The organism is Escherichia sp. WS338, assembly GCF_046486405.1.
Lineage (GTDB): Bacteria > Pseudomonadota > Gammaproteobacteria > Enterobacterales > Enterobacteriaceae > Escherichia > Escherichia coli.
On the sequence record NZ_JBJQLL010000015.1, the window covers coordinates 74,605 to 94,684 of the forward strand.

Below are 20,080 nucleotides of genomic sequence, written 5' to 3' on the forward strand. Positions count from 1 at the left end.
TCATTTATCTGCGGCAGATTTTATTCTCTGAATATATTATGAGTGAACAAATCAAACAGGATATCGATCTGATTGAGATTTTATTTTATCTGAAAAAAAAGATTCGTGTTATCCTTTTTATTATAGCTATCTGTATGGCAATGGTGCTGTTGTTTCTGTATATCAATAAAGATAATATAAAAGTGAGTTACAGCCTAAAAATAAACCAGACAACACCAGGCATACTTGTTAGCTGTGATAGCAATAATAACTTTGCCTGTCAGACCACAATGACTGAAGATGTTATTCAGCGAATTACTACATTTTTTCAAACCAGCCCAGATGTCAAGAACAGAGAAATAAAGCTGGAATGGTCAGGAGATAAGAGAGATTTACCAACTGCTGAAGCGGAAATATCTCGCGTGCAGGCGTCTATCATCAAATGGTATGCGTCAGAATACCATAATGGCAGGCAAGTTCTCGATGAGATACAAACGCCTTCAGCAATTAACAGTGAGCTTTATACAAAAATGATATACCTGACCAGGAACTGGTCACTGTATCCAAACGGTGATGGCTGTGTCACTATAAGCTCACCAGAAATAAAAAATAAATACCCTGCTGCCATTTGCCTGGCTCTGGGATTTTTTCTAAGCATTGTGATTTCTGTAATGTTTTGCCTTGTCAAAAAAATGGTAGATGAATACCCACAAAACTCTGGGCAGTAATAAACAGCATTCTGACAGAGAGTGCCTGTATAAAACTATAGTGACAATGACCGGGAAGGGAGCCCGTCTTCAGGAATGGATTCCTGTCTTTTTCACTGTAAATATCCTGGCATTATTAATGTCAGGATATTTACAGAAGAGCAGCATAACCATGACGGAACGGGGTTAAGTCAGGTTGTCCTTAACGCAATTCACAACCTCGTGCCGCCTTCAGGTTTATGTCCAGACTTCATATCTCTCTCAGCAATCCTCAATAATCAGATACACCGCTTTCACCGGACCATGAACCCCGACGACTTTGATAAGCTCAATGTCCGCCGTTGAACTGGGACCACTGATGATGTTAATACATGACGGCATTCGTTCACCGGCCTGCGCTTTCTGATGCAATTTTTCTGCGAGTTGCGCTACACGCGGCAGGATTGTGCTTTTACGCAGGATAAAAAGAGAAGATTCCGGGAGCAGGCTCAATGAACGCCCGCGCCCGGCGGCGGAAAAAAGAACCACGCCTCCCGATTCGGTTAAACCATATTCAGCATATACGACGCCCACTTTAGCCTGCTCTGCTTGTGATATGTTCTCAATACCTTTCGCCGGATCCCAAACAACGGCATTGCATTCCTGCTGCAAACGTTCGCTAATCCCCAATTCCTCCAGCCTCGTGTCACCACTAATCACGACCGACTGATCTCCCAGCTCTTTACACAGACGTATTGCAGCTTCTGCCGCCTTCGCCTCGCTGGTCAGTTCACAGCGCGTCAACATAACATCGCTGGCAAACTGGATAAACGCGTCACAGCGCTGCTGTTGGGTAAGTTGGGTAAGCCGCTGGTTAGCATAGTTGTTAAGCGGCGCATCTTCTGCTTGCGGTTCAAGTCGCAGCGGGCGACCCAGTGCCTGAGCAACGTTATTCAAAAATTCGCTCCGATTATCCATTCTTATTCTCCTGCGCCTGATGTTTCTTAAACCAACTACGGAAACTCTCTCCGTCAGCTTCAGGAAGATCGCGTGCTTCCATCCAGTCGCTAATCGCGCCAAATTTGAGTGGTGTTTTGCCGCCATTGATAAACCAGCTTGCCGCATGAGCACCAGCCATCATCCCGACTTTCCACAATCCTGGATGACTATTGGCATAAGCGAACATTTTTATCGCCCGTTGCTCTGCTTTTGCGGTGATCCCTTTTTCAGCCATCACCCGACGATGACGCAAAATCAGTTTTGACAGCGGAATACGCACCGGACACACGCTGTCACAAGCGGTGCATAAAGAGCAGGCGTAGGGTAAATCTTTAAAATCTTTATAGCCGCCAAGTAACGGGGAAATCACCGCACCAATTGGCCCTGGATAAATAGAGCCATATCCATGACCGCCAATATGGCGATATGCCGGACAAGTATTCATACAAGCCCCGCAACGAATACAGCGCAGCACATCCCGAAATTCAGAGGCCAGCACCTCAGAACGCCCGTTATCGACAATAACCAGATGAAACTCTTCAGGACCATCAACGTGCCCCGCTTCGCGCGGTCCTGTCAACCAGGTGTTGTATCCCGTCAAACGTGCACCAACGGCACTGCGCGCCAGCATGGTGATCAATACATCTACCTCGGCAAACGTGGGGGCAATACGCTCCATTCCCATCACTGCAATATGCGTTTTAGGCAGCGTGGTACACATTCGCGCATTACCTTCATTGGTCACCAGGCATACCGAACCGGTCTCTGCCACCGCGAAATTACAGCCGGTAATACCTATTTCAGCACTGAGGAAATCTTCGCGGATTTTTTGCCGAATTAATAAGGTCATCGCTTCAGGCGTTTCCGGCCCCTCATAGCCCAGACGTTCGTGTAGCACTCGACGGATCTGATGGCGATCTTTATGAATTGCCGGGACCACAACATGAGAGGGCGGATCTTGATCCAGCTGGAGAATGTATTCACCCAGATCGGTTTCAATCACCTGAATGCCAGCATCCTGCAACACATGATTGACACCAATCTCTTCGGTCACCATCGATTTAGATTTCACCACCTTCCGGGCATTTTTGCGTTGGGCAACCTGTAAAATGTAGCGGGTAGCGTCTTCTTTGGTTTTTGCAAAATAGACGTGACCGCCGTTTTGCGTCACTTTTTCTGAGAGCTGGTACAGATAAGCGTCGAGATTACTCAGAACATGATCACGTATCTGGGCGGCCCGATCGCGCCACTCCTCCCAGTGCCCCAATTCATCGACCATTTTTTGCCGATTTGCCCCAATACGCTGCTGCGCGTTTGCCACCGCTTTGCGCATGATCGGATCTTCAATTTGCTGACGGATGCGTGTCTTAAAATCTGTATTACTGGTTTTGATCGACATCTTTATATCCTCAGCGGCTCATCAGCACTTCAGCAATATGCATCACTTTGACTTTCTGCCCTTCCCGTTGTAATCGCCCACTGATGTTCAGCAGGCAACTCACGTCAGCACCTATTAAATACTCAGGGCGGACTTCCATCAGGTGCGCAACCTTTTCTTTCACCATCTCGCCGGATATTTCGGCCATTTTGACCGAGAACGTGCCGCCAAATCCGCAGCAGGTATCCTGTTCAGCAAAGGTCAACAACTCCAGTCCACGCACATTTTTCAGTAACGTAAGTGGCTCGTCCTTCACCCCCAGCTTACGGGCCAGGCTACAAGATGGGTGATACACCGCTCTCCCTTGCAAACTGGCACCTACATCGACTACCCCTAATTTATTAACAATAAAAGAGGTGAGATCCTGCATACGCGCGGCAACCTTTTCGGCACGTGATGCCCATTCAGGTTCATCCGCCAGATACGTCGGGTAACTTTTTACGGCATAGGTGCAAGAGCCAGCCGGTGAAATAATGGGATCGTCGTTATCCTCCAGTGCGGCGATCAGATTTTTCATCCCTGGAATCGCTTCTTTGATATAACCACTATTGATCGCAGGCTGACCGCAGCATCCCTGTTTCTCCGGGAAATTTACGCGACAGCCGAGTTTTTCCAGTAGCAGCACGGAGTCTCGTGCCATTCTTGATTTCAGGGCGTCACCAATACAGGTGACAAAGAAATTGACATTCACAACTAATACTCCATTACTTCATGCCCATTTATGCCCGATGGTTCCCCCCACCGGGGGATCAATCATCAATAAATATGGCGTTCTTTTTTAATTGGCTAGCAACATACCACCCCTCATTTGTATGACAAATGATAATCTTTCATCCAAACTTCAAATGCAATAACTAATTTTATTTCTTTCGGCATCGCTCACATTTTATGGGGAAATCGACGATCATTTTTGGCATAAGAAATCCATTTAAAAATGGCTACATCCCTTATACCTATTCAGAGCTACTTATTCAGGGGTTATTGAGATATACACTGATGGTGTACAAAAAAATCACCGACAATAATCACGTATCAAGTAATAGTCGGCATTTTATTTAATTGAAGCAATTTAGTTTGCATTTTTATTTAAAAACTGAGCTAGAGTCCATCAGAAAAAAAATATATAAAGCCCAAACCACCGTTGGAAATAGAAATAGTTGAAAGGCTCACAACTCCCGGAATGCGGATTATCTTTGCCCTGATTTCTGGCGGTTTTATTCAGGGTGCAAGCTGTCTGACCCTTTCCCGATATTCTCCCGGAGTACAACCAAACTCGCGGACAAACGCCTTGTGAAAAGATGATTCACTGGCATAGCCTACTGACTCAGCGATCACCACAACAGGGAGCATTTCCCGGGAAAACATCTGGGCCGCTATTTGTAGACGCAACTTTGTTAATACAGCTAGCGGCGTGGTTCCGGAAACATCACGGAAAAGCTGGGCAAAACTTGCCCGGGACATGTGGGCGATGCTGGCCAGCGATTCGACGGTCCAGGCGTGTCCTGGCATTTCCAGCATTTGCTGTATTACCGCACCAAGACGTGGATGCAGAAGCAAACTGAGAATGTTTTTCTCTGTATTAACCTGTGCAATCCACTCACGCACCGCGAGGGTAAAGAATGTAGCGCAGATCTGGCTACACAGAGCATCCACTCCCGGCATTGCCGATCTGGATTCCTGTTGTAAAAACGGGATCGCCTCCCTCAGCCAGTTATATTCCACGCTGTGGTTAACCGGTGCTACAAACAGCGTTTCCGGCAAAGACGTTAAAAAATAACGCGCCGAATGTTGCAGCCGAAGAGTGCCACAGACAATACAGGTCGATTCATTATCGACATGACTCAGGCGATGAGCTGAATTTTGTGGTAGCAGAACCACATTTCCCGGGCGTAATGTAAAAATCTCCCCCGTCGGCATTTCCAGCTTCGCCGCTCCTTGCGTTAACGCATGCCAACGAATAACCGATAATTCCCCGGCACCATGTGGAAGCTGCCAGTCACTTCCTAACACGCAATTCTTATCGATCGTTCCTTGTGGAGCGTTAAGCATCAACAAACGGCTAAGGGCATCCATATCAGACTCCTGAGTGGTTTTTGATTACAAACACCAACAATCTTAGTAAATAACTAATCTAATACCATCAAATAGTTAATCATGATTTTTGTTTTGTGATTCTGATTAAGAAAAAGAAAATACCAGACGATAAGACAAAATATCAAGCGTTGTGAAGAAATGGTATTTGCTCTTTTGCGTCTATAGTCATGATGTCAAATGAACGCGTTTCGACAGGAAATCATCATGAATAAATATCAGGCAGTGATTATTGGTTTTGGCAAGGCTGGAAAAACATTAGCCGTCACGCTGGCAAAAGCAGGTTGGCGAGTGGCTCTCATCGAACAATCAAATGCAATGTATGGCGGGACCTGTATTAATATCGGCTGCATCCCAACCAAAACATTGGTTCATGACGCACAGCAGCACACAGATTTTGTCCGTGCCATACAGCGTAAAAATGAAGTGGTTAATTTTTTACGTAATAAGAATTTTCATAATCTTGCGGATATACCCAATATCGACGTGATCGACGGCCAGGCGGAGTTTATCAATAATCATAGCCTGCGTGTTCATCGGCCTGAGGGAAATCTGGAGATTCATGGCGAGAAAATTTTTATTAATACCGGTGCACAAACCGTGGTTCCGCCAATTCCTGGAATTACCACCACGCCAGGTGTATATGACAGCACCGGATTACTTAATCTAAAAGAATTGCCTGCACATTTAGGTATTTTGGGCGGCGGATATATTGGCGTTGAGTTCGCCTCTATGTTCGCTAATTTTGGCAGCAAGGTAACCATTTTAGAAGCAGCTTCGCTGTTTTTGCCTCGGGAAGATCGGGATATTGCTGATAACATCGCGACGATTTTACGCGATCAGGGCGTCGATATTATCCTCAATGCCCATGTGGAGCGAATCAGTCACCATGAAAATCAAGTGCAAGTGCATAGCGAGCACGCCCAACTGGCGGTGGATGCACTGTTAATAGCTTCCGGTCGTCAACCGGCTACCGCTTCGTTACATCCAGAAAATGCAGGTATCGCAGTAAACGAGCGCGGGGCAATTGTCGTTGACAAGCGATTACATACCACCGCAGACAATATTTGGGCGATGGGAGATGTTACCGGCGGGCTGCAATTTACTTACATATCACTAGATGATTACCGCATTGTACGTGATGAGTTACTGGGTGAAGGCAAACGTAGTACTGATGATCGGAAAAATGTGCCTTATTCCGTATTTATGACACCGCCCCTGTCCAGGGTTGGTATGACAGAAGAACAAGCCAGAGAGAGTGGTGCTGATATTCAGGTGGTGACATTGCCTGTAGCTGCAATTCCGCGCGCCAGAGTGATGAACGATACCCGTGGGGTATTAAAAGCGATTGTTGATAATAAAACCCAACGTATATTAGGGGCATCACTGCTGTGTGTTGACTCCCACGAGATGATCAATATAGTGAAAATGGTGATGGATGCCGGGCTGCCTTATAGCATATTACGCGATCAGATATTTACTCATCCGTCGATGAGCGAATCACTCAATGATCTATTTTCATTAGTCAAATAAACTCAAAATCAGACGCCAGAACAAATATTCTGGCGTCTCAGAGAAAAGAATCTTATTAATTCCCTGTTACTTTATAACTTCTTAATCACTTCATTGATGGTATTTTATATGTTTAAAAAATCTGTTTTATTTGCAACACTATTATCTGGCGTTATGGCATTTTCCACCAATGCAGATGATAAAATAATTCTGAAACATATCAGCGTCTCATCAGTATCAGCATCACCGACAGTTCTTGAGAATGCCATTGCTGATATGGCCAGAAAATATAATGCTTCATCCTGGAAAGTTACATCGATGCGAATTGATAATAATTCAACCGCAACAGCAGTATTGTATAAATAAGGATGTTTACAATGGAAAGATACCTGCACCTGTTAAGTCGGGGAGATAAAATTGGCCTGACATTGATTCGTCTGAGTATTGCGATTGTTTTTATGTGGATTGGGTTATTAAAGTTTGTCCCTTACGAGGCAGACAGCATTACACCATTCGTCGCAAACAGTCCACTAATGTCGTTCTTTTATGAACACCCGGAAGACTATAAACAGCATCTGACTCACGAAGGCGAATACAAACCAGAAGCAAGAGCATGGCAAACGGCTAATAATACCTATGGTTTTTCCAACGGTCTTGGCGTCGTGGAGGTGATTATTGCTCTGCTGGTTTTGGCTAATCCTGTCAATCGCTGGTTAGGTTTATTGGGTGGGCTGATGGCATTTACCACGCCGCTGGTAACACTCTCATTTTTAATCACCACCCCGGAGGCATGGGTACCCGCATTGGGTGACGCTCATCATGGTTTCCCTTATTTATCCGGTGCTGGTCGTCTGGTATTGAAAGATACTCTGATGCTGGCAGGTGCTGTCATGATAATGGCAGATTCGGCGCGGGATATTCTTAAACAACGCAGTAATGAATCCAGTTCAACGTTAAAAACTGAATATTGATAATCCGAACACTGTCTGTTGTTCACTTTTTCAGGCGTCAGGCCCCCTTTCTGATGATGAAGCCTGACGCCATATTACCGGAGATATGACAGAGTGAAGATCAATATCACTCCCCTGTTAAAAGATTCTTGTCGTCTCAGGTAAAATATATGATTAATATCAATCATGTATTTTTACAGCAAGACAACCACGAACAAATTCAGGATTAAAATGTTTTACCGACTCCCCAACATAACCCAAATCAAGCGAACTAATTTGTGCCATTTCTTTCTCTGTCAGTGAGAAATCCCAGATAGCAAAATTTTCTTCGATACGCTGTTGATGTGTCGATTTCGGAATAACGACCACTCCCCGTTGAATATTCCAACGCAGAATGACTTGAGAAATCGATTTTTGATGGGCATCTGCAATACTCTGAAGCAGATTATTTTCAAAGGGTTTATGTCGTCCACCACCTAACGGAGCCCATGCTTCAGGCTGCACGTTATAATACTTCATGGTTGCCAGCGCCTCTGGTTGGGCAAAATAGGGATGCAACTCGACCTGGTTGACCATCGGTTTAACTCTTACCGTTTCACAAAAGTTCGCCAGAACATGAGGATAGAAATTGGAAACCCCAATTGCTTTTAATTTGCCCTCTTCATAGGCATCTTCGAGTGCACGCCACGCACTGAAATAATCGCGCATAGCCTGGTGCAATAAATAGAGGTCGAAGTACTCTAGTCCCGATTTTTTTAATGATGCTTCAATACCTGCTGCTGCCGTATCCTGATTCAACATATCCTGCACCCACAATTTAGACGTTATAAATAACTCATCTCGGGTACATAAACCTTCAGATATAGCTTCACGAACGGCTTCACCGACGGCATCTTCATTACCGTATACCGCTGCAGTGTCGATGAGTCGATAACCCGTGCGGATAGCGTTCAACACTGACTGTTTGCACACGTTTTTATCGGTAACCTGAAAAACACCAAATCCCATCATCGGCATTTTCAGATTGTTACTTAATACGGAAAATTCCACTGTCAGTCCCTCCATTAGGCATGAACAATGAGTCTACGTTAAAACGTAACCTCAAATTAGTATGTGGATTTTGATATCACTTATGCAAAAAATTCATTAATAATGTAGGACTGAAACCTCTCTATTTTCGGGGACAACGAAGCAGACGCTACCAGTGCTTTTGCCTTCGGCCTTGCTGTTTTTGATACACTTAGGGCCCAGGGCATAACGAAAATGTGCGATATGACGAAGAATTAATGGAGAATGTGATGATCAGGCAGAAGATTCTACAGCAGCTCCTGGAGTGGATTGAGTGCAATCTCGAACACCCTATTTCAATCGAAGATATCGCACAGAAATCTGGCTACAGCAGACGCAACATCCAGCTTCTGTTCCGAAATTTCATGCATGTGCCTTTGGGAGAATACATTCGCAAACGAAGGCTTTGTCGTGCCGCCATTCTTGTCCGGCTCACCGCGAAATCTATGCTTGATATTGCACTCTCTTTGCATTTTGACTCACAGCAGTCATTCAGCCGCGAATTTAAAAAGTTATTCGGCTGCTCTCCCCGTGAATACCGCCACCGTGATTATTGGGATCTCGCAAATATCTTCCCTTCTTTTTTAATACGTCAACAGCAAAAGACGGAGTGTAGATTAGTCAACTTTCCTGAGACACCTATTTTTGGTAATTCATTTAAATATGATATTGAAGTGTCGAATAAATCACCGGATGAAGAAGTCAAACTGCGACGTCATCATTTAGCCAGATGTATGAAGAGTTTTAAGACGGATATCTATTTCGTCTCCACGTTCGAACCATCAACAAAATCGGTCGATTTGCTCACAGTTGAAACTTTTGCCGGTACGGTATGCAAACAAACCGATTCAGAGATGTCGAAAGAGTGGACAATTAACCGAGGACTGTATGCCTCTTTCCGCTATGAAGGTGAGTGGGAGCACTACCCTGAATGGGCGCGAAACCTCTATCTGATGGAATTACCTGCCAGGGGGTTAGCCAGAGTGAACGGCAGTGATATTGAGCGATTTTATTACAATGAAAACTTCGTCGAAATTGATAGCAATAACATTGTTTGCGAAATTTTTATCCCCGTTCGCCCGGTTTAGCCTGTAACTCCATCACATAAGATTTACCCTACCCTGCCACCGTCTAATCGGTGCCAGGGTAGGTATTCAGTAAATAATGGCGCTGCGCATGTCAACGCCATTATTATTTATTACATCGTCGTTTTTATTTCTCCTCAGCGCCTTCAGTATCTGCAGGAACGGCGTTAATTGTCACAGTCACTGGTTTCATTTCATACCCTCCATATGTCAAAGAGTTGAATGTGAATGTGTATGTACCTGGCTTGTTGGTACTAAATGTACGCGTGATTTTCCCGCTCGCGAAATGGTCATTTTTCGACGGCAGGAACTGATAATCCGCCTCTGTCACCCCTTCCGGAGCCTCAATGTCGACCCACATGGTTCCTCCTACCGGGTTGTTTGCCGAGAACAGGGTTACCGTCAGTGTTGCTGTCGTTACCCCATCCGCCACCAGAGAATGCACATCAGATGTTGCGGCGAGCTCCGCGTTTTTATCATCCGCGACGAATTTAGATTCGGCAGTTTTCGTCGATTCCTGACCGTCGGCCTGTTCCACTTTCGCCGTGAGTGTATATGTCGCTGCGACAGTGGTCGTGGCGGTGAAAATAGCCTGCCCTTGCTCATTCGTTGTCGCCGTCCCATTGGGAGTCAGAACTAAATTTTCCGGGCTGGCAGTCAGCGTCACTTCGCTATCTTTCAGCAGGTTGTTATTGGCATCAGTCACCGTAACTTTATACGTCTGTTTGGTTTTGCCGTCCGCCACTGCACGGTTGCCAATCACCTCAATACTGGAGATGGTCGCCGTAGTGTTATCGGCCACAAACGTTACAGACTGCGCATTCGAAGGCTGGTCATTTCCTGCTGACGCCGTGATCTCATAGGTTCCGGCAGTCACGGAAACCACTTTCAGTTCCGCTTTACCCTCCTTGTCGGCGTTCACCATGATATTACCGTCTGCAAGCGGTTTGACGCCCCGAGGCAGATTAAAGACGACCACAGCGCCAGGAAGAAGGTTGCCGTATTGATCCTTAACCGTTGCCGTCAGCGTAAAGGCATCTTTGCCGTTTGCCACTTTTTGAGCAGCGGCGTCTACCTCCAGGCTCGCCTGACCGGTACTGAAATCCGCCTTGAATTTCACCTTGACCGTCTTCTGAGAGTTTTTCACCGAGGCCTCGATCTCAAGTTCCCCTGCAACCGTTGACATAAGCTCAATGTCCACTTTCCCTGCCGCATTGGTTGTTACTGTATTCCCCGTCTTGCTGGTCACACCCTGCGGTAAAGTCAGCGTAACTTCTTGCCCCTGCAACGGGTTACCATAGCTGTCCACGACGGTCAGGGTTATCTGGTTAGCAGACTGTCCATTAGCCAGTTGGTTATTAACCTTCACTGTCATATCACGAATCTCAGCCTTAGATGCGTCACCTGCAACATTCAGCACCAGTGGCTGAGCAACGGCATTTTGGCCGTTCACTCGCGGCATCACAGACAACTGACCCGCGGCAGATCCCAGCGTTAAGGTCGACACGTAGACCCCATTACCTTTCTCTGTCCAGTTTCCTGCTGAAGGACGCTCACTCCCCGTGCTGGCGGCACCGCTAAACACTGGTGCATCTGGCTTCAGCCCGGTGACCGTGTTCCCGTACGCATCCTTCACGGTGAAGGTGAGTTCCGTCGTCGTTTTGACGGTCGGAGCCTTATTGTCCGCAACAAGCGTAGAGTTCGCTGATGACATCTCTCCGGCGATGACCGTCAACTGCGCGGCTTCGGTGGCTGCTGGCTGGCCGTTGAATAGCGGCATGACGAGAAGCTCCCCCGTCTTTCCACCTGTTGTCAGCGTAGCGACATAGGAACCATCACCTTTTTCGGTCCAACAAGAAACAGTCGCCCCTTCAGACGCAGCACCCGTCAGGCTTGCCGACAACGCAAGACCACTGATAGCGTTGCCATGCGCATCTTTCGCCACCAGCGTCACGGTTGTGCTTTCGCCGGCTTTTACGTGATCTTCTGCGACAGAGACTTTCGACTGGTTTGAAGATAACGCATCAGCCACCACGGTCACTTTAGCCGCATTCGCTGCCGCATCCTGTCCATTTAGCTTCGGCATAACCTCTAATTCACCCGCCGTAGTGCCGAGAGAAATCTGCGCAGTCCAGGTCCCGTCGCCATTATCCGTCCAGCCTGATGCCGTAGAACCAGCAGCAGCTGCGCCCGATAATGACGGTGCATCCGGATTGAGACCAGTTACAGGGTTGTCATTAGCATCTTTTGCCGTCCAGATTGCCGTAACTGTACCGCCAACCACCGGTTTATCAGGATTCAGTGTGATGGACGAATGTGCTGCATCAAGCGGCCCGGCAACAAACTTCAGCGTTTGTTGTAATGTGCCCAGCTGATACTGCTCGCTGAAGGCACGCACAACAACGTTTCCGGCACGGGTCGAAGAAACCGTGGCGCTGTAAACCCCTGGTTTTATTTCCGAAATGGCACCAACGGTTACACCATTAGTGTCTTGCGGAACAAGTCGCAGGCGGCTGGCTTCTCCCGTCACCGGATTACCCTCGGAGTCCACCGCTGTCAGTGTCAGCGTGTAGGCTTGCTGACCATCAGCAACCACATCACCTGACGGCTCGTTAGCGCTCAGGGTGGAGTTTGCCACATCCATCATCGTGGCCCGCAGTTCTGCAGTGACAGTTTTGCTCATGTCATCAACGCTAACAGTAATCGTTGCCTCACCTGACTGCGTTCCGGTAGTAAAGACAGACTGATACACCCCTGCTTCAGTTTCGGTGAACTCACCCAGTGTTGGCTTTGCCTGTGATTTAGTGGCCTTCAGGGTACGAGTCACAATATTTCCAGCCGGTTTGAAGGTTAGTTCAGTCTTGATCTGATCTTTCATGCCCGTGACTGGCTGCCCCTCGGCGTCGCGCAGAGACAGCACCAACGGCTTTTGCTCATTACCGTTAGCAAGCATTTGAATACGGCTCTGACCGTCAAGCGTTAACGCCGTACGATCGGCGCTCATACCAGCTCCGCTAATAACCACTTCTGTCTGCACACGTTTCGAGGCATTGCCTTTGTTATCGTAGGCAATCGCTGAAATCGCATAATAATTGTCTTTGCCTGCCTGATAAGCCGGGAGCGTCACTTGCCACTGATTGCCCTGCCCCGTAATTTTTCCGCCTGCGGCCAGCAAAGACGGCGCTTCCCATTGCACATTTTTCAGACCGTGAGTTGCTTTGCTGACCACAAGCCCCAGGGAAACCGTCTGGCCGCCCTTGCCTTCAATACGCTCAGGCAGAGCAATACGGATCACTTCAGATTTGCGATACTCAAGAACGATATTGTTATTACGCTCAACCAGGTCATAGCGGCTGCCTGCCAGCATTCGACGCTCGCGAATGCTGTCTGTATCGAGTTGTTTTTCCAGAGGTTCGCCAATCCGATAATTAACTTCCAGGCCAAAGCGAGTGTCATTCTCACCACTCTTGCCCTGCTTATGCCCGGCACTCAGGGTCAGAAGAGGCACTGGCGTGTAATTCACTTCAGCGGTAATCGCATGTGGATCTTTCTGGCGTTTATCTTTACCAAACAGCCCGACTTCATCGCCATAATACTGTTCATACATCAGGCTTGCGCCAAGCTGCGGCCAGGCAGGTAAATAGCCCTCAGCACGAATATCCCAGCCATTCGCCGGGCGTTCCTGATAATCCTCAACATCCGGCGATGTTTTCCAGCCAGAAGCCCGGATATAACCATTGGCGCTCAGTTTCAAATAATCACGCCAGTATTCCGCACCAACACCAATGCGGGTATGACTACGGGATAAATCATGATCGATAAAAGTATTCACCCCCGCCATCCAGTCATTTTCTGAAAAATGACGCCAGCCAAAACCAATATTTGACTGAGTACGATCGTCGGTACGATGTATTGCCCCCTGAGTGAACAACATATTTGTCGGTGTATCATAAATCGGATAAAGCATTTCCAGCGAAGAGTCCTTCAGCGAGAAATTTTTATCGACATTCAGTTTGACGCGCGCAGTACCGTATTTCCCGAGCCACTCCTGAATTTCCTGGTTAGCTTTAGCGGTGGCCATTCCGGTAATAAAGTTACGTGTCGCATCGCTATCTGGCTGACTGCTTAAAAATGTCCCGGCATTTGCGGCAAACGACGCGACATTTTTCTCCACGTTATTATCAGCAGTTACCGTAGTATTTCCCATGCTCAACCGTGGCTGAACCGCATGCTGCGCACGTGCCGCCATTACTGGGGTAAAGGTGACAGCGAGTGGAAAAAGAACCTGAACAGAGATATTTGTCCACGCCACGCAGCGGGCCAGAACTGAATAACGAAATCGTGGTTGTTTATGACCTGTTTTATAACGTGACATTGAGATAATTTCCTGATGAACGAATTAACGAACATAGGCAGACACAAATAATGGCGTCTGCCTGTCAGAAAAACCGGGAAATCCCCGATTTCCTTTTCCGCAGAAAAGGAAATACCTTTATGTAAGAAAGTACACCGCCACCTAATATATCCAGTGTCTGTAGCCACTCATCAGGTGGTTGGGCGCGGGATTATATTTTTATTTATGGGTAAAAATTTAGCTTTTTGTGCAAGTTATTAAATAGATACTTAAGTTATATTTCTTACTCTGCGGGCAGTGAATAATTCATTATTAAGAGTGAATAATAATGACCTGTCTTTAATTAATCGCTATTGGGAATACGTCGAAGTAGGTATATACACCAGGATAAACCAATATATTTTTTATGGATATTCATTTTCCTTCATCAGACTGTGAATTGCAGGGATATCGAACTTGCACGACTCATCGCCACATTCAAACAGATTTATGAATTTCGTTCATAACCCCTGACAAATCCTGCCGTCTAATCGAGCTTTTCCCTTTACGTTATGCTTCTCATGAACGATAACGGAAGGATAACACCATGCAAAAAGTAAAACTGAACAACGGTATTGAAATGCCCCTGTTGGGCTTTGGTGTATTTCAGATGACCGATGCCGCTGAATGCGAAAGAGCGGTCATTGACGCTATTAACACCGGTTATCGACTGATTGACACCGCCGCCTCCTATCAAAATGAAACCCAGGTCGGGAACGCACTGAAACGAAGCGGTATCGCCCGTAACGAACTCTTTGTCACCACAAAACTCTGGTTGCAGGATACCAGTTACGAAGGGGCCAAAGCCCAGTTCGAACGCTCTCTGAATCGACTGCAACTTGATTACGTTGACCTGTATTTGATTCACCAGCCATACGGCGATGTCCACGGAGCCTGGCGTGCCATGGAAGAGCTGCAACAGGCCGGTAAAATTCGCGCTATTGGCGTCAGTAACTTCCATCCTGACCGACTGGCTGACCTTATCGCTTTTAATAACGTCGTTCCGGCGGTAAACCAGGTTGAAGTTAACCCTTTCAATCAGCAGCTACAGGCCGTTCCCTGGATGCAAAGTCGTGGCATTCAGCCAGAAGCCTGGGCACCGTTTGCGGAAGGGAAAAATGGTCTGTTCCAGCATCCTGTTCTCACGGCAATTGGCGAGAAGTATGGCAAAAGCGTGGGCCAGGTTGTTCTGCGCTGGATCTACCAACGAGGCGTTGTTTCACTGGCAAAATCAGTGCGAAAAGAACGCATGGAAGAGAACATCAACATTCTCGATTTTGAACTCAGCCCTGAAGATATGCTGCAAATTACCGCCCTGGATACCGCAACCAGCGCGTTCTTCTCTCACCGCGATCCCGCAATGGTGGAATGGCTGACTGGCCGCAAACTTGATGTTTAAGCCGCGATAAAAGAGGTATTCATTCAATGCAAAAACGTTATCTGGGTAAATCCGGACTCGAAGTCTCCGCCCTTGGGCTCGGTTGCATGGGCTTAAGCCACGGCTACGGCCCGGCGACCGATACCCATCAGGCTATCGAACTTATTCGTGCTGCGGTTGAACGTGGCGTCACCTTCTTCGATACCGCCGAAGTGTATGGTCCGTATCTGAATGAAGAAGTGGTCGGCGAAGCCTTAAAACCGTTTCGTGACCGCGTGGTAATTGCCACTAAATTCGGTTTTACCTTCGGCGATGATAATAAGCAGCAGATTTTAAACAGCCGTCCGGAACATATCCGTGAAGCCGTTGAAGGATCATTACGTCGTCTGAAAACAGATGTTATTGACCTGCTGTATCAACACCGTGTTGATCCAGATGTTCCTATTGAAGATGTTGCAGGAACGGTGAAAGACCTCATCGCAGAAGGTAAGGTCAAACATTTCGGCCTGTCTGAAGCAGGAGCACAAACCATTCGTCGTGCACATGCGGTACAACCTGTCACCGCCCTGCAAAGCGAATATTCCATGTGGTGGCGTGAGCCTGAACAGGAAATTCTGCCGTTGCTGGAGGAACTGGGAATTGGTTTTGTCCCCTTCAGCCCACTAGGTAAAGGTTTCCTGACAGGGGCGATTAAGCCGGGAACCACTTTCGGCAAAGATGATTACCGCAGCACCGTACCGCGTTTCGCAGCACAAGCCATTGAAGCCAATGAAAAACTGGTCACCTTGTTAGGTGAACTGGCTGCGGAGAAAGGGGTAACGTCTGCACAAATCGCACTGGCATGGCTATTAGCACAAAAGCCGTGGATTGTTCCCATCCCTGGCACCACTAAACTGAACCGGCTGGAAGAAAACCTGGCCGCTGCTGACATTGTTCTTTCGCAGAAAGATACGCAGCAGATAACCGAGGCGCTGGAAACAATTAAAATCGTCGGTGAACGTTACTCGCCTGAACATCAGGCACGCGTAGGCCGCTAATACCCAAACGGGTCCAGGATAAAGGACCCGTTATTCGGTGTAGCGAAGCGCATCGATCAACAGCGCAAAAGCTGGCGGATGCTGCTTGCGGCTGGGGTAGTAAAGATAATACCCAGGAAAAGTTGGACACCACTCCTGTAACACCTGAATAAGCTTGCCTGACTTTATATACTCCTGAACCATGTCTTCAGGGACACAAGCGATCCCAAACCCTGATAACGCGGCATCAATTCTTTCTGGCAATGGACTACACGTCAGTTGCCCATCAACCTTAACGCGAAGCGGTTTCCCTTCTCGCTCGAACTCCCAGTGGTAAAGCCCACCGGCAGTTGGCAAACGCATGTTGATGCAGCGATGATTTTGTAGCTCATGAGGCGTTTCAGGCGCAGGGTTTGCAGCAAAATACGCCGGAGCTCCCACCACAGCCATTCGCATATCTGGTCCAATCCTGACTGCAACCATATCTTTATCAACATTTTCACCCAGTCGTATCCCGGCATCAAAACGGCCTTCAACAATATCGACAAAACCGTTATCCACCACCAGTTCGACATTGATTTCGGGATACTCTCTGAGAAAAGGTTTTAGCTTCGGCCAGACCAGACTTCGCGCGGCATGTTCCCCGGCAGATAACCGAATATTCCCGGAGGGCGTGCCGTTCAATTGAATAAGTGATTCCAGTTCCTGTTCAAGCTCGTCAATACGCGGTTCAAGGCAGGCAATGATTCTCTCCCCCGCTTCTGTGGGAGCCACACTGCGGGTAGTCCGTGTCAGGAGGCGGATATTGAGCCTTTCCTCCAGAGCCTTTATTGCATGGCTAAGTGCAGACTGAGAGACGCCGAGTTTGCCCGCTGCTTTGGTAAAACTTCGCTCTCTTGCCACCACAAGAAAGATTTGCAGTTCGTTGAAGTTTTCTTTGAGCATTGGCGATTTCCTTGTAGAAGCATCCTCTTCACACACACTCATGAAGGGGGCATAGATGCTATTATTTTAACCACATTATTAGTAACAATGATAATCTGGCTGTATCGAAAATAATTCTAAACTTTCAGGAGATTTATTATGAATAAACGTACCCTCACGATTGTGCCATTCTTCTTACCGATATTCTGACACACATCATTAACTTTCTATTTTTACTCTTTTCTCCACCATAAAATCAATAAAAGCACTAACAGTAATTATAAATAAAAACAAAGCCAAAAATCTTGGTTCCAAAGCTGGTAACAACTAACCAGTTTAAATATACACATCAAAATCAGATAAACATTTGAGGTATTGTCATGACAAATAAACACCTATCACTGTTTTCTCCTTTTATGCTGACAGAAAAAATAAAGCCATGTAATCGTATCGTTATGGCTCCTATGACGACCTGGTCAGCTAATCCTGATGGAACCATCTCTGAGCAAGAACTCGAATATTATAAACGTCGCTCACAAAATATTGGTTTAGTAATTACAGGATATACCTATGTCACGCCAAGGAAATTCAGGCATCGAAAGGAACTGGCTGGTTTCCGTTAATAGATTAAATATCTATTACTCTCCCGAGAGTAAAACTATCAAATCAATGAGTAACCGATACAGCCTCGCAAATTCTTTCAGATAATTAACCCGTCACTGCGGCACGTTCTCTCGTAAGGCGTGCCTGCTGTGTAATCCAGTATGTATCCGGCATAGTTGACGGTTTAATAGAACTCAATTCCTCTCCCAGGTCACCAACAACGATATCTTGTATAACACCCCAGGAGATACGACATTATGATGAGATGAGGTATGCTCCTCAGCGCCAATCAACGCCAGGGCTGGGCCAGTTTTGAGATCAGACTCATTCCCGGACTGACTTCAGGCGACATATATCAATGACGTTGGGGCAATAAAAGATAGCCGATGTAATACATCTATTCAAATTTGTGATATATGTCAAAAAATTGGTTGACCAAACTCGTTATTTATATAAGGGCACTTACGAAGTGCACTCTTTTTTAAAGCGAGGAAGTACCAATGAAAGAGAATAAAGTACAGCAAATCAGTCATAAACTGATTAATATCGTTGTTTTTGTCGCAATTGTAGAATACGCCTATTTATTTCTCCATTTCTATTAATAACGGCAATAAACTGTTCACTTCAGTGATATTTAAAATATGCATCCTCTCCCTTTTTTGTAAGTAATTATTATATCCGTGGGAGAGGAATATACGCTGTCAGGTAATCAATCATGCTGCAATAAATCATCGGCCAGTAAAGTGGAGATAGCCTCCATTCTCGAAAAATCCATACTCTCAGCGAAACCATCATCAATCACTCATCCAGGCGTTTATGGGAGCGTCGCCAATGGCTGCTAACAATGCCAGACTTCCCCGTTGCGGAAATTCCACATCCCACAAATAGTCACAGTGATTGGGTGTTGAAATGATCCGGATGAGCATGTATCTTTACGGTTATGTTATAACATAACAGGTAAAATAATGAAACCCAATATCCATCCTGAGTATCGTACTGTGGTGTTCCACGACACCAGCGTTGATGAGTACTTTAAAATCGGCTCGACTATCAAAACAGACCGTGAGATTGAGCTAGATGGCGTAACGTATCCATATGTGACAATTGATGTCTCTTCTAAATCGCACCCGTTCTATACAGGGAAGCTGAGAACAGTAGCATCAGAAGGAAATGTTGCACGGTTCACCCAACGTTTTGGTCGTTTTGTTAGCACGAAAAAGGGGGCATGATGAAAGTCCTTAACTCTCTGCGTACCGCAAAAGAACGCCATCCAGACTGTCAGATTGTGAAGCGAAAAGGACGGCTATATGTGATTTGTAAATCTAATCCACGTTTTAAGGCCGTTCAGGGTCGTAAGAAAAAACGTTGATTCAAAATTCGACGAATTAACGATATTTGTCTGATTAATAATCAGACCGGATTAATGTTGGTGTATTTATTACACCAGCATTAATTTTCCTGGGGATGTATCTTCCTGTTCATTTAAGGTCAACTGCCTGACGTTTCTCTCCGAATATTCCATTATATTAATGTTGACTTGTTGACCATTTTCGCCCTGTATGCTGGCATCAACTCTATTTTAGACTGAACACGCCACTCAGTTTCCTCCCTTTGCGACGCAGCCTGCATTTACACTCAAACTGTTAAGATGATAAATGTGGTAAATCTGTTGGTACTGACATAAAAACGTTTACGCCACAGGAACGGCCAGATCCATCGGTAACCCCATCGCCGACGTTCGAGTGCCAGTTAGAGTAACACGCACAGATGACTGAATGCAGTGCCCTGGCAAAGAGGCCATCGTTCCTGTGACAACTGGCAGTCTTCGTTTAACTTCACTTAATTTGGCTCTTGGGGGGCTTACCGGACAGATGACGTACTTACACCTGTTTAATTTTTCATCACTTATTGGGATGAACACCCATAACCATTTTGTGCGGCATGTTAATCCATTAAAA

Annotated in this window: 17 protein-coding genes and 2 pseudogenes; 11 read left to right on the forward strand and 8 right to left on the reverse strand. The window is 46.4% G+C overall.

The features are described from left to right. Positions 1-38: 38 nt before the first annotated feature. The gene (gene ykgH / locus ACJHWT_RS14950) at positions 39-707 is read left to right on the forward strand and encodes a protein YkgH (RefSeq protein ID WP_000003133.1); all 669 of its coding nucleotides are present in this window, start codon (positions 39-41) and stop codon (positions 705-707) included. Positions 708-947: 240 nt separating this feature from the next. Here the strand turns inward: ykgH and ACJHWT_RS14955 are convergent, their stop codons facing one another. The 4 genes from ACJHWT_RS14955 to rclR form a co-directional block, all read right to left on the reverse strand. Next, a complete protein-coding gene (locus ACJHWT_RS14955) occupies positions 948-1,643 on the reverse strand; it encodes a lactate utilization protein C (protein ID WP_410232334.1) in 696 nt (231 codons plus the stop codon). Further along, positions 1,636-3,063, reverse strand: coding sequence for a LutB/LldF family L-lactate oxidation iron-sulfur protein (locus ACJHWT_RS14960; RefSeq protein ID WP_065203496.1), 1,428 nt, complete (start codon positions 3,061-3,063; stop codon positions 1,636-1,638). The genes ACJHWT_RS14955 and ACJHWT_RS14960 overlap by 8 nt, the downstream gene beginning before the upstream one ends. Positions 3,064-3,073: 10 nt before the next feature. Next, positions 3,074-3,793, reverse strand: coding sequence for a (Fe-S)-binding protein (locus ACJHWT_RS14965; protein ID WP_001102115.1), 720 nt, complete (start codon positions 3,791-3,793; stop codon positions 3,074-3,076). 527 nt (positions 3,794-4,320) lie between these two features. After that, entirely contained in the window at positions 4,321-5,175 is an 855-nt protein-coding gene (gene rclR, locus ACJHWT_RS14970; RefSeq protein ID WP_000339603.1) for a reactive chlorine-specific transcriptional regulator RclR, read from the reverse strand. Between the two features lie 225 nt (positions 5,176-5,400). Between rclR and rclA the strand changes: the two genes are divergently transcribed. The 3 genes from rclA (at position 5,401) to rclC (ending at position 7,676) form a co-directional block, all read left to right on the forward strand. Continuing rightward, positions 5,401-6,726 (forward strand): reactive chlorine resistance oxidoreductase RclA, encoded by a 1,326-nt coding sequence (rclA, locus tag ACJHWT_RS14975; protein WP_001046289.1) that lies wholly within the window; start codon positions 5,401-5,403, stop codon positions 6,724-6,726. Positions 6,727-6,834: 108 nt separating this feature from the next. Beyond that, a complete protein-coding gene (gene rclB / locus ACJHWT_RS14980; protein ID WP_000474088.1) occupies positions 6,835-7,071 on the forward strand; it encodes a reactive chlorine resistance periplasmic protein RclB in 237 nt (78 codons plus the stop codon). An 11-nt stretch (positions 7,072-7,082) separates the two neighbouring features. After that, the gene (gene rclC, locus ACJHWT_RS14985) at positions 7,083-7,676 is read left to right on the forward strand and encodes a reactive chlorine species resistance protein RclC (protein WP_001298546.1); all 594 of its coding nucleotides are present in this window, start codon (positions 7,083-7,085) and stop codon (positions 7,674-7,676) included. A gap of 159 nt (positions 7,677-7,835) precedes the next feature. Here rclC and ACJHWT_RS14990 read toward each other — a convergent pair whose 3' ends face one another. Beyond that, a complete protein-coding gene (locus tag ACJHWT_RS14990) occupies positions 7,836-8,705 on the reverse strand; it encodes an aldo/keto reductase (RefSeq protein WP_001299025.1) in 870 nt (289 codons plus the stop codon). Positions 8,706-8,953: 248 nt separating this feature from the next. Between ACJHWT_RS14990 and ACJHWT_RS14995 the strand changes: the two genes are divergently transcribed. After that, entirely contained in the window at positions 8,954-9,811 is an 858-nt protein-coding gene (locus tag ACJHWT_RS14995) for a helix-turn-helix domain-containing protein (protein ID WP_000621016.1), read from the forward strand. A gap of 124 nt (positions 9,812-9,935) precedes the next feature. Here the strand turns inward: ACJHWT_RS14995 and fdeC are convergent, their stop codons facing one another. Beyond that, entirely contained in the window at positions 9,936-14,183 is a 4,248-nt protein-coding gene (gene fdeC / locus ACJHWT_RS15000) for an inverse autotransporter adhesin FdeC (RefSeq protein WP_000092636.1), read from the reverse strand. Positions 14,184-14,748: 565 nt separating this feature from the next. Here fdeC and ACJHWT_RS15005 point away from each other — a divergent pair. Next, the gene (locus tag ACJHWT_RS15005) at positions 14,749-15,600 is read left to right on the forward strand and encodes an aldo/keto reductase (RefSeq protein WP_001174468.1); all 852 of its coding nucleotides are present in this window, start codon (positions 14,749-14,751) and stop codon (positions 15,598-15,600) included. Positions 15,601-15,626: 26 nt separating this feature from the next. Further along, the gene (locus ACJHWT_RS15010) at positions 15,627-16,616 is read left to right on the forward strand and encodes an aldo/keto reductase (protein WP_001172276.1); all 990 of its coding nucleotides are present in this window, start codon (positions 15,627-15,629) and stop codon (positions 16,614-16,616) included. A gap of 30 nt (positions 16,617-16,646) precedes the next feature. Here the strand turns inward: ACJHWT_RS15010 and ACJHWT_RS15015 are convergent, their stop codons facing one another. Next, positions 16,647-17,540, reverse strand: coding sequence for a LysR family transcriptional regulator (locus tag ACJHWT_RS15015; RefSeq protein WP_000910706.1), 894 nt, complete (start codon positions 17,538-17,540; stop codon positions 16,647-16,649). A 359-nt stretch (positions 17,541-17,899) separates the two neighbouring features. On the opposite strand from ACJHWT_RS15015, the pseudogene ACJHWT_RS15020 reads away from it, so the two are divergent. The 4 genes and pseudogenes from ACJHWT_RS15020 to ykgO form a co-directional block, all read left to right on the forward strand. Continuing rightward, positions 17,900-18,136 (forward strand): annotated as a pseudogene (locus ACJHWT_RS15020) (NADH:flavin oxidoreductase); the annotation flags it as partial. Positions 18,137-18,622: 486 nt separating this feature from the next. After that, the gene (gene ykgR, locus ACJHWT_RS15025) at positions 18,623-18,724 is read left to right on the forward strand and encodes a small membrane protein YkgR (protein ID WP_000662258.1); all 102 of its coding nucleotides are present in this window, start codon (positions 18,623-18,625) and stop codon (positions 18,722-18,724) included. Between the two features lie 363 nt (positions 18,725-19,087). After that, positions 19,088-19,351 (forward strand): type B 50S ribosomal protein L31, encoded by a 264-nt coding sequence (locus tag ACJHWT_RS15030; RefSeq protein WP_000803998.1) that lies wholly within the window; start codon positions 19,088-19,090, stop codon positions 19,349-19,351. Continuing rightward, positions 19,351-19,491, forward strand: coding sequence for a type B 50S ribosomal protein L36 (gene ykgO / locus ACJHWT_RS15035; protein ID WP_000866436.1), 141 nt, complete (start codon positions 19,351-19,353; stop codon positions 19,489-19,491). Before ACJHWT_RS15030 ends, ykgO begins: the two co-directional genes overlap by 1 nt. 34 nt (positions 19,492-19,525) lie before the next feature. Here ykgO and ykgL read toward each other — a convergent pair. Continuing rightward, positions 19,526-19,751, reverse strand: a pseudogene (gene ykgL, locus ACJHWT_RS15040) (protein YkgL). Positions 19,752-20,080: the final 329 nt, after the last annotated feature.